Source organism: Mycobacterium sp. TY815, assembly GCF_030755135.1.
In the GTDB taxonomy this organism is placed as follows: domain Bacteria; phylum Actinomycetota; class Actinomycetes; order Mycobacteriales; family Mycobacteriaceae; genus Mycobacterium.
The window spans coordinates 4,306,858-4,318,805 of sequence record NZ_JAUFRX010000001.1 but is presented as its reverse complement, the minus strand read 5'-3'; the positions used below and the strand labels follow the sequence as shown (position 1 = coordinate 4,318,805).

Genomic DNA, 11,948 nt, shown 5'->3' with positions numbered 1-11,948 from the left:
CAGGGCGGTCGCCCCGTTCGGCCTCGTCACGGACTTCCCCTCCTCAACTGTCCACCGGTGCAACGACGATGCCGTCCGCCGCGATATTCCTGATCGAGACCCATGTCACTTCTCGCGGCGGCGTTTCCGTGCTAGACACCAGTACGTGGCAGAACCGGCAGTGCTCGTGGAGCGGGACCAGCACATCCTCACCATCACCCTCAACCGCCCCGAGAAGCGCAACGCCTTCAATCCGGAAGTGTTGTGCCGGCTCGCCGACGCCTGGGATCTCCTGGACGACGATCCGGACCTGCGGGTCGCCATCATGACCGGCGCGGCGGGCAACTTCTCGGCCGGCGCGGACCTGGATCGCCTAGTCGGCGCTCTGATCTCCGGTGAACCCGCGCAGAACGAGTACGAGGAGCGGGTGAGGTCCGATTTCTCGTTGATTTACAAGGGGTTTCTGAAGGACCACTACGTCAGGAAACCGATCATCGCTGCGGTCGAAGGCTACTGCTACGCCGGTGGGATGGAGATTCTGCAGGCGTTCGATATCCGGGTGGCCGCCGAGAACGCACAGCTGGCGATCAGCGAAGTGCAGCGCGGGCTGTTTCCGATGAGCGCCTCGACGATTCGGTTGCCGCGCCAGATCCCGTACACCGTCGCGATGGAGATGCTGATTGCCGGCACGCCGATCTCCGGGCAACGAGCCTACGAGGTGGGCCTGGTCGGGCACGTCACCGCTGCGGGTGGCGCGCTGGGCCGGGCTCGGGAGATTGCGCAGCAGGTGGCGAAGAACGGTCCGCTGGCCGTCCGCAACATCAAAGCCTCGGTGATCGAGAATCTGGAAAAGACTGAGGCTGAGGCATTTCCGCGTGAGCTCGAACTCGGCATGGCGGTGATGGCATCGGCCGACGCCAAGGAGGGGCCACGCGCTTTTCTGGAGAAGCGGCCCCCGAAGTTCACCGGGACCTGAGGGCGGCGCCGTCTCGACACACGAGCAGCAGGGCCGCAGTCAGTAACTGCCACAGGAAGATCGAATACGCGCTGCCGCGTTCCCACACACCGACGGGCATCGCCCGGCAATTGGCCACCAGCAGTGCAAGGCACAGAAATCCCAGCGCTGCAACAACTGTCGAGCCGAGGCGGTATCCCCGCAGCGAGGGCATGAGCAGTGTTGATCCGGCCACAATGGCGGCATTTCCGCCTGCCAGCGCCAGCGCAGCGCCGGCGATATGCACCAACCCGCTGGGCACGGTGCCCACCAGGATGTTGCCGACGGCGTTAGCGGCTACCAGGCCGACGAACAAGCGGCTGCGTCGATTCCGTGGAACACCGACCATGCACAGCGCTCCGAGCAGAAACATGCTGCCCTGCAGGCAGAATGCGACGTGCATCAACGGTGCCCGCGGACCGTGCCGGCCGAGATCGCTGATGTAGTTGTGCGCATAGCTGTAGGCAGGCAGATAGGCCGCAGCCGCAACGGCTTCCAGGATCAGATAGCCGGCGACGCCCACCACCCAGCAGGCCGCGCCGCCGGTGCGAGTGGTCACTCGTTGGGCTGCACGTGAATATTTCTGGCGCCGACGACATTTCGTAGACCCGAACAATTCACGCAACCGATGCACCCGACGCAGTCGGTGCAGCGCACGCACGCGATGCACGCGACGCATCGGGTGCAGGCGACGCATCCCAGACAGGCCACGCATTCGCGGACGGCAACGCAAATCACCGTGAGGAGGCTGGCGATCACGCCGACGCTTCCGGCGGTGCCCGCTGACCCCGCTACCGCGACGCTGCCGGCGGTACCGACCGATCCCGCTACGGCAACGCTGCCCGCGGTGGTCGCCGATCCGGCAACCGCGACACTACCGGCCACGGCCGCCGAGCCGGCGACCGCGACGCTCTCAATGGTGGCGATCGAGCCCACGACGGACTCGTTGTCAGATTCCACAGTCACCGGTGATTGCAAGGCAAGCATGGGCACATCATGTCAGGCGCGCGGTCGAATCAGAAGGCGCCGGCGCCGCACCGGTCACCGCCGTGTCGCTCCGCACCGGCTCGACTCCAGTCCTAGAATCCCAGGCAGACCCGGCGACCGGTGAGGAGTCACGTGGACCTGGAGCGCATCACTCACCCGTTGCGGCTGGCGCGGGGATCACACAACGCGGGTTCGGCCAAAGGCTGTGCCATGAATGTCATTTCGTACATCAACGGGGACGAGCAGATCACCGATTTCCCGGCCACCTCGGCGCGTCCGCTGGCCGCGTTCGTCCAGCTGTGCAACGACCAGCTCGCGGGACCCGACGGCTATTTGTCTCCGGACGACGCCGTGCTCGCCCTCGATCTGGGCTGGCTGACGGTCGGTACCGCAGACGTGGACGAGACCGTCATCCGGCCGTGGGTGTCCAAGTTGCTGATCAGCCCGCCCTGGGGTGTGGTTCGCTACGCGGAAAGTGCTGCGGCCGAAGTTATTTCGGAAATAGCCGAACTGCACCGAACGCTGGCACCAGGTGAGATGCCTGACATTGCCAGCTGGGACCGGGCCGCGCGGGTGGCCCGGGAGATCAGCGCCACGATGGCTCCGGGCGCCGAGCGGTACGCCGTCCGCGCCGCGTATCAGTCGACCGCTCTCTCAGACACCGAGGCGTGGGACACGCTGGATGCCGTGACCGGTAACGCCCTGCGTGCCCATCGGTTGGCGAACCTGGAAAACGGCGCCAGCCGGATCGTGGAAACGACCCGCCACGCGATCCGGTCTTGGCGGCGGCTGGCCGGCCTCTCGGTCGTCGGCAACGTCCCCGCGTCGATCACTAAAGCACTGCAGCGCAACGGGGCGGCGGCGTAGCGGGGCCACACAGCGCGGCACTGGCTCCGCTCGTCCCGTTACATACCGTAGGGGGTATGGTATACAGGAAAGGGTGAGAGGAGCCGACGAGATGCTTGACGACCCTAGCGGCCCGGCCGTGACCATCTGGCTCGATCCGGTGTGCCCCTATTCGTGGAATACCGCCCGCTGGCTGAAGGCCGTTGCCGACAAGACCGGCCTGGCCATCGAGTGGCGGCTGATGAGTCTGGCGGTCCTGAACAAGGGCAGAGACATGCCGCCCAAACAGCAGTCCCGGATGCGTGACTCCGAGCGGATCGGACGGCTGATGGCCGCCATCCGCGACCAGCACGGCAATGAGGGGCTGGCGAAGGCGTATTTCGCGTTCGCCGAGCGGTATCTCGACCAGTCCGAACCCGTCGACGACAAGCTCGTCGCACAGGTGCTGGATGCCGTGAAGTCCTGGGACGTCACCGCCGAGGTGCTGTCGGACCCGTCGTGGGACGAGCTCGTCCTGCGCAGCCATCAAGCCGGGCAGGAGGCGCTCGGCGAAACCGGGGGCAGCCCGATCACGCGCATCAACGGCCACGCGTTCTTCGGTCCGGTGCTGACCGCGCCGCCGGACCCGGGGGCGGTTGAATCACTGTTCGACGCGGTGGCAGCATTGGCCGCAGTCCCGCAGTTCTCTCAGCTGCAACGACCGCGCGGCGGCTAAATTTCAGGGGGTTTCGGATGTGTCATGCGGTGAGATGCCGCGTCTGCGGCAAGATCACCTGGGCTGGTTGCGGTGCGCACGTGCAAGCGGTTCAGCGCACCGTGCCTGCCGACCAGTGGTGTGACGGACATGAGCCATCCGAACCCGCCCGCCCGCGGCCGGGCCTGTTCGGCAAGAGATGGTGAACGCGACCCGGTATAGGTGCTGACCCCGTACGCTCTGCTGCTCGGCACGCTGACCGCCCCGGCGCTCGTGGTTGCTCTCTCGCCGTTACCCGTGGTGCTGGTGCTGGTCGTGCTGGTGCACAGCGAGCGCCCGCGTTCGGCGAGCATCGCGTATCTGGCGGGCAGACTTTTGGCGCTGACCACCGTGACCGCGCTATTCGTTCGCGCCCCCCGATTCCTGGACGCGCTGCATGGTCCGGTCCCGCGGTGGGCCGACGGGGTGATGCTGGCACTGGGTGCGGCGATGATCGGCCTCGCAGGGTGGATCTGGGCGCGGCGCGGCGACGTCGGCGCGTCGGCGCCGTGGCAGAACCGGGTCGGCCGGCTGACGCCGGCAGTATCTGCCACCATCGGCACGCTGCCGACGATGGCCAACCCGAAGGTCCTTGCCGCCGGCGCGGCGGCGGGCGTGAAGATCGGCACACTCGACTTGACCGCCGCGGGAACGGCGGCAGCTGTCGTCTACTTCGCCGTTCTGGCAAGCGCGACCATCGCAGCACCCATTGCGGCGTATCTCCTTCTTGGGCCGCGGATCGACCCGCAGCTCGACCGGGTCAGGAGCTGGTTGCACCGTCGCCAACGCGCAGTGACGGCGTTGGCCTTGCTGGCCGCGGGTATCGCGGTGCTGGTGTACGGACTCGCGTGAGCCCGCTCAGCGGATGGCCAGCCCGGTCAGCGCCCGTGAAATCACCAGGCGCTGAATCTCGCTGGTGCCCTCGAAGATCGTGAAGATCTTCGCGTCCCGGTGCATCCGCTCGACCGGGTAGTCACGGGTGTACCCGTTGCCGCCCAGGATCTGGATGGCCTCGTCGGTGACGTAGACCGCGGTCTCACTGGCCACCAGTTTGGCCATCGAGCCTTCCGCCGCTTCGAAATTCTGGTTGTTGCGGGCCATCCAGCCGGCCCGCCACACCAGCAAGCGAGCCGCGTCGATACGACTCTTCATATCGGCAAGCTTGAACGCCACGGCCTGGAACTCACCGATCTTGCGGCCGAATTGCTCACGCTGGGCCGCGTATTCGAGGGCGTACTCATAGGCAGCGCGGGCCACGCCGACGGCCATCGCGCCTACGGTGGGCCGGGTGCGCTCGAACGTCTTCATCGCTGCCTGGCCACCCGCGGAGGCACCGGACTTCACGCGCGCGATCCGCGCTTCGAACTTCTCCCGGCCGCCGAGGATCGCGTCCTCGGGCAGCCGGACGTTGTCCAGCACTACCTCGGCGGTGTGCGATGCGCGGATGCCGTGCTTCTTGAATTTCTGGCCCTGCGCAAGGCCTTTGGTGTCCGGCCCGATGACGAAGCTGGCCTGACCGCGGGTGCCGAGTTCGGGATAGACCGAGGCGACAACGATATGCACGTTGGCGATGCCCCCGTTGGTGGCCCAGGTCTTGGTGCCGTTGAGGACCCACTCGCCGGCCGCCTCGTCGTAGCGGGCACGGGTGCGGATGCCACCCACGTCGGAACCCGCGTCGGGCTCCGAGGAGCAGAACGCGGCCAGCTTCGGTTCGTCGGCCGTGCCGAACATCTGCGGTAGCCATTGGCCGAGCTGCTCGGGAGTTCCGTTGCCCGCCAGCGCCGCTGCGGCCAGGCCGGTGCCCATGATCGACAGCGCAATGCCGGCGTCACCCCAGAACATCTCCTCGAACGTGGTGAGCATGCCCAGCCCGGATTCCTCGGCGGCCTGCTGCGCCATGAAGTCCGGGGAGTAGAGGCCCACTTTGGCGGCCTCCTGAATCACCGGCCAGGGCGTCTCCTCCCGCTCGTCCCACTCGGCTGCGGCCGGGCGGATGACGTCGGCGGCGAACTTGTGCACCCAGTCGCGCACCTCGATCACGTCGTCGCTGAGTTGCATGGAAAAGGTCATGGCGTTGCTCCTGTGTTTCGGGGTGTGCGGTAGTGGATGAGGACGCTGACGGTCTGGTTGACCCACGCCTCGAGATAGCGTTCTTCGTCGATGTTTCCGGGCAGCCGCCCGGTGAGTGCCTGCAGCGTCGCGGCATAGGACAACGAGCCGATCGCCGTGGCCGCCATCGCGTCCGGATCGGGGATCTGGGTCCGGCCGGACCGATTGGAGGCGGCCAGTTCGTCGGCGAACCGCTGGTAGGCGTTGTCGGTGATCACCTGCCAGGTCTTCTCGTCGAGATCGCCGAGTTCATCGGGCTCGCGCAGCATGACTTTGAGCAGGTCCTCGCTCTGCTTGAAATTGCTCCAGATCAGCTGACCCGCGGTACGCACCGCGTCCTCGACGCTGGTCGGCTCGCCCGCGTCGTACTGCTCGCGCGCGGCGACGATGAGGTCGATGCGGTGTGCCACCGCCGCCTCGAGCAGCTCGCGCTTGGAACCGAAGTGCTTGTACAGCGCGCCCGACCCGGGAGCCAGCCCGGCGGCCCGCTGGATGTCGGCCACCGATGTCGCCGCGTAACCCTTGGCGGCGAACAGCTTCAGCGCCTCGGCCAGCAGCCGATCACGTCCGCGGCTGGGCTCGGTGACCATGGTGAGAGAGTACTCACTCACCGGAGCTGGCGGCAAACCAGCAGGTGATCAGGTGATGACGAGATCGCCGGGGAGTTCATCGCTCAGCACGGCGCGGGCGAGCAATTCACCGAGCAATGGCCCGAACTTCATCAGATTGGCACCGACAAACGCCAGGACACGACCGCGCCGGGCGATGGTCCAGCCGTCGCCGCCATCGTCAAGCCACGCCGCGCGGGCCGTCACGCAATCCACCCTGCCCACCGGCGCCAACGACGGGAACAGCTTCCGCACCACTGCCGGGTCGGGGCCGTCCTGTCCGAAGGCCCAGTGGCCCGTGCTGCCGATCGGTAGCCCGTATCCTTCCGGCGCGGACAGGCACGCCGCACCGGCAGCGGATCCCCCCTGGTAGGTGAAGCGGGTGTGGGGGGAGAACTCGATCCCCAGCGGGCCGAACAGGTCCTGCGTCTGGACCCCCGCACAGATGAGCACGCGGTCGGCGGTCAGCATCGTTCCGTCTGTCAGTGAGATGGATCCGTCGTCGGCGACGGCTAGGACATCGCCGTGCCGGAGTTCCACCCGGGCAGACAGGGCATCCAGTGCGCGGCGGATGCGCAGGCTACCGCCGTCGGGATCGAAAACACCTGTCTCCCAGGGTGCTTGCAGAAAGGGAATGCGTGCCCCGATCTGGTGGCGGTCGAGATGGGCGAAGGGGGCGCCTGCCGCTGCCATCGCGGATGCGACGGCGTCGACAGCACCGGCGGCAATGAACCCTTCCGAGCCCAGCAGGGAGCGGCCGAACTCGGATTCCCAACGCTGCCAACCGGACCGGGCCCGCTGGGCGAGGCGGCACAACTGCGGGCTGCGGTGCGCGACACGAAAGATCCGCGCCAGGCCCGCGGACTGTTCGGCGAACGGCTCACCGCGTTCGATGACGAGGCAGCGCTCACCGAGGCCCGCGAGTTCGTAGGCTGTCGCCAGTCCGCAGATGCCGGCGCCGATGACGACGAGCATGGTCAGAAGTAGAAGCCGGCGTAGGGGGCATCCGGCACCGCGAACAGCCGGTCGGCGGCGGCGAGTGCACGGGGATCGTCGGCGCGGACCAACCCGGCGACCGCCAGGCTCTGCCAGGTTGCACCACCGAGCAGGACGGTGCCGAGTCCTTCGATGCCGACGTGCAACTGAGGCCGTTCGTCCGTCGTCGCCGCTCCGTCGCCGGTGATGGAGAAGATGACCGAATTGTTCTGCAGCACAGAGTCGGTGATGGACACGGTCACGCTGTCATCCCCGGCATAGCTGCGTGCGGTGAGTGCCCCGTGCGCGTCGATGATGCGCAGCCAGGTCTCGTCGTGCACTGCCGTGACGCTCGCCGCTCGCCGGTCCAGGAGCAGCAGGGGTAGCGGATCGTCGACCGGCAACATCCAGAAGATCACGCGGTCAACGAGATCCAGGCCGAACAGGAAGCGGAGCAGTCCGAGGTACGCGTCGGCGCTAGGTGCGAAGAAGTCCTCGACGACGATGGTGCGCTGGTCGCTGATGAACCATTTCTCGGTGTCGATTGGACGGTACCGGGCGAAACCGGACTCCGACCCCGGCGCTCCGTGCACGGCGACATAGTCTGGGCCGGGGGAGGATTCGCTGCGCAGCTTGCGTGCCTGCCACCACACCGCGGGCCGGTCGATGGTTCCCGGTCGGGTCGGTCGATGCTCGGAGTAGATGCGGGGCAGGGTTTCCCAGGCCGCTGCCGCGTCGAGCAGCCGCACCGGGCCGCCGGCGGCGACGTCCGGGCGCAGCGCCGCGCGCGCGGTCTGGACCTTGACGGTGTGCGCCGAACTGGCAACGCCGTAGCCGTAGCGCCCGTATATCGTCGCCTCCGACGCGCGCAGCGTCGCGACCACCTCCCCACGATCTGCGCAGTCGCGCAGTTGATGGTGGACCAGGGCGCTGGCGAGGCCACGGCGGGTGAAGGACGGCAGTACCCCGATGTGGGTCACCGCGGCGTGCCCGACAATCGCGCCACCGGGCAGCGTCAGCCGGCTGGTCACCGCGTCCGCCGTGCCCACCAGCTCACCGTCGACGAACGCCCCGATCAGGCGCCCGGGGTCGAGCAGTGCGGCGATCTGCCCCGGCGCCAGGCTCAGCTGCGGGAATCCGACCATGGCGGTGCGAAACACGTTGAGCGCTGCGAGTAGATCCTCTTCGCGGTCGAGCACCCGGATGTCGGAGTTCATCCAGCCATCATGCCGCCTCGGCGGTGAGTTCAGTCTGCGCTGAGGGCGCTGCCCACCTGAACTTCTCCGCCCGCAGCGCAGAGTGAACCTGTCCACCTCGCCAGTACGGACCGCCACGCGGTCAGGTTGGCCGAGGATCCGGCCCAGGCAATGTAGCCGTCGGGTCGTACCAGCACCGCTGGGCCGTCGTCGGTCCGCTGCGCCTGGATCAACTTGCCAGTGTCGAGCGGCGCAGCCGCACGCTCGCGGATGAACACGAATCCCGGTGAGCGCTGCAGCTCGGTGAGCCTGCCCCGCGTCAGCGGAATCGGCGTCGCACGGGTGCCTACCAGTGGGCTCTCGCCGTGGCGATGCCGGTAGCGCAACGTCGTCCCGGCGAAGCTCCCGGCCACCGCGTCGCGCACCCGTGGAACGCGAAGCAGTCTGGGCACCAGAAAGTTTCGCGCAGCGCGAGCCGGTCGCGGATGCAGTGTCACGCCGCGCGCCAACAGGCCGGACTGGAACAGCACCCGTTTCGCGATCGGATGGCGCTCGTCGTGATAGCTGTCGAGGACGGCGTCGCCGGCGCCGGCCAGCACGGCGTCGATCTTCCAGGCCAGGTTGGCGGCGTCCTGGATGCCGGTGTTCATGCCCTGGCCGCCCATCGGCGAATGCACGTGGGCGGCATCGCCGGCGAGGAACACCCGGCCGTGCTGGTAGCTCCTGACTTGCCGCTCGTCGCAATGGAATCGCGACTTCCACGCGACCTCGAGCACGTCGGGGTCGGCACCCATCGCCTGGGCCAGGATGCCGACGACCTCGTCGTCCGTCACCGGTTCGGTGTCGGGCACCTGGTGATTGCGGTCCCAGACCATCGCCCGGTACCAGGAGCCGTGGGCATCGCGGCGGCTGTAAGGGGCCAGGAATGCGAACATGTCTCGGGTGCTGCCGACCTTCAGCCCCTGACCCGCGGGTGGATGTGCGAGCTTGACGTCAGCCAGCACGATCGACGACAGAATGGTATTGCCGGGGAAGTCCGCACCCACCAGCGTGCGGACGGTGCTGTGTGCCCCATCGGCCCCGATGAGATAGCTTGCCCGCCAACGCTCGTCGCCGTCGGTGGTCACGGTCACCCGGTCGGCGTCCTGATCGATGCCGGTGACGCCGACGCCGCGCCGGATGTCGGCCCCCTGCGCCGCGGCGTAATGACGCAGCGCCGCATCAACATTGGTTTGCGGTGTGACCATCACGAATTGATACGGCGACTCGAGGTGGGTGAGGTCTATTCGGGCGCCGCCGAAAATGGTGACGCCCGGTGCTTGGTGAGCGATGGCGAGGAGGTCGTCGGCCAGTCCGCGAGCATCCAGTACCTCGAGTGTGCGAGCCATCGTGGCGAATGCCCGGCTCGCCGGGTTGACGGCCGGCCGGCGTTCCAGCACGGTCACCGAACGGCCGGCCCGGGCCAGGTCGCCTGCGGCGGTCAGACCGGTCGGCCCGGCGCCGACCACGACCACGTCGACGTCATGCGTGGTCATCGCGCCAGTGCTTCCGGGTACCAGCGGCGGATGTCGTCCGGAGTGGACTGCGCTCCGCGATTGAAGACGAACCGGCAGCCCGGTTGAGTAATGTGCGCGGCGTTGACGATCGACTCGAACAGCATCGTGTTGCTCGCCACCAGGCGGACGCCGGCCCCGATCAGGACCGCGTCGTACCGGTTGGCTTCCAGCCACCGGCGGGCCTTCGCGGCGCCGGCTTCGCCGAAGCCGATCAGGCAGTTGTCGACGTGGTAGCCGGCCGCACGCAGGGCGGCGACGTTCTCGTCGTTGGCCGCTCGCAGTCGCTCCCTGGTCAGTCCGGGAAATTGCGCGAAGTCCGGTGAGGAGTAGTCGATCACGTCGGGGTCGAGTCCGATCTGGATGGCTGCGACGGCCATGGCGGCGGCCTCCCATTCTTGAGTTCAACAACTGTTGAAATCAACGCTAGACCCGGCGGTCGGGCCGTGTCAACAGCCGTTGAATACAATGCTCTGATGCCCCCGAAGGTGCGCGACGGCGAGACCACCCGCGCGACGATCCTGGCGACTGCGCGCTCGCAGTTCGGCGACCATGGATTCGAGCGCACAACCATCCGGTCGGTCGCTTCCGCGGCCGGGGTGGATCCGGCGCTCGTTATGCACTACTTCGGCAGCAAAGCTGAATTATTCGCTGCCGCTTCACGATTCGATGTGACGTTCCCCGACCTCTCCGACGTGGCGCCGGACCGGATCGCCGAGGTGCTGCTGCCGCTGTTCGTCTCGGTGTGGGGGCCGGAGGGTCCCTTTCTGCCGCTGCTGCGGGCCGCCGCGACCAACAAGGCGGCGGCGGCCGCCATGTTGGAGGTGTTCGTCGACCGCGTGGCGCCGGCGCTGTCCACGGCCGTCCCGGACCGCGCCGCTGAGCGGGCCGCGCTGGTGGGTGCCCAGGTACTGGGCCTGGCGACGGCCCGCTACATCCTGTGCATCCCGGCGCTCGCGGAGATGGACGACGCGCAGCTCATCGAATGGCTGCGTCCGGTGCTCGCGCACTACCTGACCGGCTCCGTCCGGTGACTGATGTGTTCGTGCACGCATTGGATGAACGCCCGGGTGGCGGCGGATTGGCGTTGTGCCTGCGGCGCGACCAGATGAACCTCGCGCCGCAGGTCCGCATTCTGCACCGGTAGCAGCACCAGTGTCGGGTTCGTCTGTGCCCGGCTGTGTGCCACCGATTCGGGCAACAACGCGACGCCGAGGTCCTGGCAGACGAAATGGATCACCTCATCCACCCGGGTCACTTCGAACGCGACCCGGCGTCTCACCGCGGCGAACCCGCGGTCCGTCTCGCGCCGCAACCCGTAGCCGGGCGGGAAATCGATGAACGGAAGCCCTGCCAGTTCGTCCAGCGTGACCGAGGGCTTCCCCGCCAAGTGGTGTGTCGTCGGAAGCACCGCGACCAGTGATTCGGAGAACAGGTGCTCGCACGCCAGGTCGGTCGATCGCGCGGCGTCGGATCCGACGATCGCGACATCCAGCTTGCGCTCGCGGGTGGCCTGGACCAGCAGGTCGCTGCCGCCGCTGCGCAGCGTCACCGTGACCTCCGGGTAGCGGGCATGGAACGTCGCCATCAGCGCGGCGACGTCAAGGCTTTCCGACGGGATCTCCATCATCCCGACCGTCAGCCGACCCGTCACCGCCCCACGCAGCGCCTGGGCGTCGACGGCCAACTGGTCCACCCCGGCGATCACCTGGCGTATCAGGGGCATCAGCGCCTCCCCGGCCGGCGTCAGCGAGACCGACCGGGTGGTGCGATTGAAGATCGACACACCCAACTCGTCCTCGAGTTTGCGCACCTGCTGACTCAGCGCGGATTGCACCACGAACAGGCCGTCCGCGGCGCGGGTGAAGCTTCGGGTTTCGGCCACGGCCAGCACGTAGCGCAGCTGCTGCAGATTCATGATCAATCACTTTCGATGATTGATCAGATCATATCTATGCGCTGGACGGC

The 11,948-nt window shown here is 67.6% G+C and carries 14 protein-coding genes; 5 read left to right on the top strand and 9 right to left on the bottom strand.

Features of this window, described 5'->3' with window-relative positions; translation table 11 throughout:
* Nucleotides 1–145 precede the first annotated feature (145 nt).
* The gene (locus tag QXK92_RS18820) at nucleotides 146–955 is read left to right on the top strand and encodes an enoyl-CoA hydratase-related protein (RefSeq protein ID WP_306243711.1); all 810 of its coding nucleotides are present in this window, start codon (nucleotides 146–148) and stop codon (nucleotides 953–955) included.
* On the opposite strand, the gene QXK92_RS18815 is transcribed toward QXK92_RS18820, so the two are convergent.
* Nucleotides 942–1,532 (bottom strand): DUF998 domain-containing protein, encoded by a 591-nt coding sequence (locus QXK92_RS18815; RefSeq protein WP_306243709.1) that lies wholly within the window; start codon nucleotides 1,530–1,532, stop codon nucleotides 942–944. The genes QXK92_RS18820 and QXK92_RS18815 overlap by 14 nt on opposite strands.
* Nucleotides 1,529–1,960, bottom strand: a complete 432-nt coding sequence (locus tag QXK92_RS18810; protein ID WP_306243707.1) for a hypothetical protein — start codon at nucleotides 1,958–1,960, stop codon at nucleotides 1,529–1,531. Before QXK92_RS18810 ends, QXK92_RS18815 begins: the two co-directional genes overlap by 4 nt.
* Nucleotides 1,961–2,092: 132 nt before the next feature.
* Between QXK92_RS18810 and QXK92_RS18805 the strand changes: the two genes are divergently transcribed.
* The 3 genes from QXK92_RS18805 to QXK92_RS18795 all read left to right on the top strand — a co-directional run bounded on the left by QXK92_RS18805 (nucleotide 2,093) and on the right by QXK92_RS18795 (nucleotide 4,391).
* Nucleotides 2,093–2,827, top strand: a complete 735-nt coding sequence (locus tag QXK92_RS18805; protein WP_306243705.1) for a hypothetical protein — start codon at nucleotides 2,093–2,095, stop codon at nucleotides 2,825–2,827.
* Nucleotides 2,828–2,918: 91 nt separating this feature from the next.
* Entirely contained in the window at nucleotides 2,919–3,521 is a 603-nt protein-coding gene (locus QXK92_RS18800; RefSeq protein ID WP_306243703.1) for a DsbA family protein, read from the top strand.
* 201 nt (nucleotides 3,522–3,722) lie between these two features.
* A complete protein-coding gene (locus tag QXK92_RS18795; RefSeq protein ID WP_306243701.1) occupies nucleotides 3,723–4,391 on the top strand; it encodes a GAP family protein in 669 nt (222 codons plus the stop codon).
* A 6-nt stretch (nucleotides 4,392–4,397) separates the two neighbouring features.
* Here QXK92_RS18795 and QXK92_RS18790 read toward each other — a convergent pair whose 3' ends face one another.
* Genes QXK92_RS18790 through QXK92_RS18765 form a run of 6 tightly spaced genes read right to left on the bottom strand, consistent with a single transcriptional unit; the run spans nucleotide 4,398 to nucleotide 10,360 of the window.
* Nucleotides 4,398–5,609: an acyl-CoA dehydrogenase family protein gene (locus QXK92_RS18790; protein WP_306243699.1), complete on the bottom strand. Its 1,212-nt coding sequence runs from the start codon at nucleotides 5,607–5,609 to the stop codon at nucleotides 4,398–4,400.
* Nucleotides 5,606–6,238: a TetR/AcrR family transcriptional regulator gene (locus QXK92_RS18785; protein ID WP_306243697.1), complete on the bottom strand. Its 633-nt coding sequence runs from the start codon at nucleotides 6,236–6,238 to the stop codon at nucleotides 5,606–5,608. The genes QXK92_RS18790 and QXK92_RS18785 overlap by 4 nt, the downstream gene beginning before the upstream one ends.
* A gap of 48 nt (nucleotides 6,239–6,286) precedes the next feature.
* The gene (locus QXK92_RS18780) at nucleotides 6,287–7,231 is read right to left on the bottom strand and encodes an FAD-binding oxidoreductase (protein WP_306243695.1); all 945 of its coding nucleotides are present in this window, start codon (nucleotides 7,229–7,231) and stop codon (nucleotides 6,287–6,289) included.
* Nucleotides 7,232–7,233: 2 nt separating this feature from the next.
* Nucleotides 7,234–8,448 (bottom strand): GNAT family N-acetyltransferase, encoded by a 1,215-nt coding sequence (locus QXK92_RS18775; RefSeq protein WP_306243693.1) that lies wholly within the window; start codon nucleotides 8,446–8,448, stop codon nucleotides 7,234–7,236.
* 29 nt (nucleotides 8,449–8,477) lie between these two features.
* On the bottom strand, nucleotides 8,478–9,962 hold the full coding sequence (locus tag QXK92_RS18770) for an FAD-dependent oxidoreductase (protein ID WP_306243691.1): 1,485 nt from the start codon (nucleotides 9,960–9,962) through the stop codon (nucleotides 8,478–8,480).
* Nucleotides 9,959–10,360: a hypothetical protein gene (locus QXK92_RS18765; protein ID WP_306243690.1), complete on the bottom strand. Its 402-nt coding sequence runs from the start codon at nucleotides 10,358–10,360 to the stop codon at nucleotides 9,959–9,961. Before QXK92_RS18765 ends, QXK92_RS18770 begins: the two co-directional genes overlap by 4 nt.
* A gap of 96 nt (nucleotides 10,361–10,456) precedes the next feature.
* On the opposite strand from QXK92_RS18765, the gene QXK92_RS18760 reads away from it, so the two are divergent.
* On the top strand, nucleotides 10,457–11,014 hold the full coding sequence (locus tag QXK92_RS18760; RefSeq protein WP_306243688.1) for a TetR family transcriptional regulator: 558 nt from the start codon (nucleotides 10,457–10,459) through the stop codon (nucleotides 11,012–11,014).
* On the opposite strand, the gene QXK92_RS18755 is transcribed toward QXK92_RS18760, so the two are convergent.
* Entirely contained in the window at nucleotides 10,990–11,898 is a 909-nt protein-coding gene (locus QXK92_RS18755) for a LysR family transcriptional regulator (RefSeq protein ID WP_306243686.1), read from the bottom strand. The genes QXK92_RS18760 and QXK92_RS18755 overlap by 25 nt on opposite strands.
* Between the last annotated feature and the right edge of the window lie 50 nt (nucleotides 11,899–11,948).

What these genes read in the sequence shown, in the direction of transcription:
- QXK92_RS18810 (WP_306243707.1), bottom strand. Translation starts at nt 1,960, where the DNA reads ATGCTTGCCTTGCAATCACCGGTGACTGTGGAATCTGACAACGAGTCC.
- QXK92_RS18800 (WP_306243703.1), top strand. Translation starts at nt 2,919, where the DNA reads ATGCTTGACGACCCTAGCGGCCCGGCCGTGACCATCTGGCTCGATCCG.
- QXK92_RS18790 (WP_306243699.1), bottom strand. Translation starts at nt 5,609, where the DNA reads ATGACCTTTTCCATGCAACTCAGCGACGACGTGATCGAGGTGCGCGAC.
- QXK92_RS18785 (WP_306243697.1), bottom strand. Translation starts at nt 6,238, where the DNA reads ATGGTCACCGAGCCCAGCCGCGGACGTGATCGGCTGCTGGCCGAGGCG.
- QXK92_RS18780 (WP_306243695.1), bottom strand. Translation starts at nt 7,231, where the DNA reads ATGCTCGTCGTCATCGGCGCCGGCATCTGCGGACTGGCGACAGCCTAC.
- QXK92_RS18775 (WP_306243693.1), bottom strand. Translation starts at nt 8,448, where the DNA reads ATGAACTCCGACATCCGGGTGCTCGACCGCGAAGAGGATCTACTCGCA.
- QXK92_RS18770 (WP_306243691.1), bottom strand. Translation starts at nt 9,962, where the DNA reads ATGACCACGCATGACGTCGACGTGGTCGTGGTCGGCGCCGGGCCGACC.
- QXK92_RS18765 (WP_306243690.1), bottom strand. Translation starts at nt 10,360, where the DNA reads ATGGCCGTCGCAGCCATCCAGATCGGACTCGACCCCGACGTGATCGAC.
- QXK92_RS18760 (WP_306243688.1), top strand. Translation starts at nt 10,457, where the DNA reads ATGCCCCCGAAGGTGCGCGACGGCGAGACCACCCGCGCGACGATCCTG.
- QXK92_RS18755 (WP_306243686.1), bottom strand. Translation starts at nt 11,898, where the DNA reads ATGAATCTGCAGCAGCTGCGCTACGTGCTGGCCGTGGCCGAAACCCGA.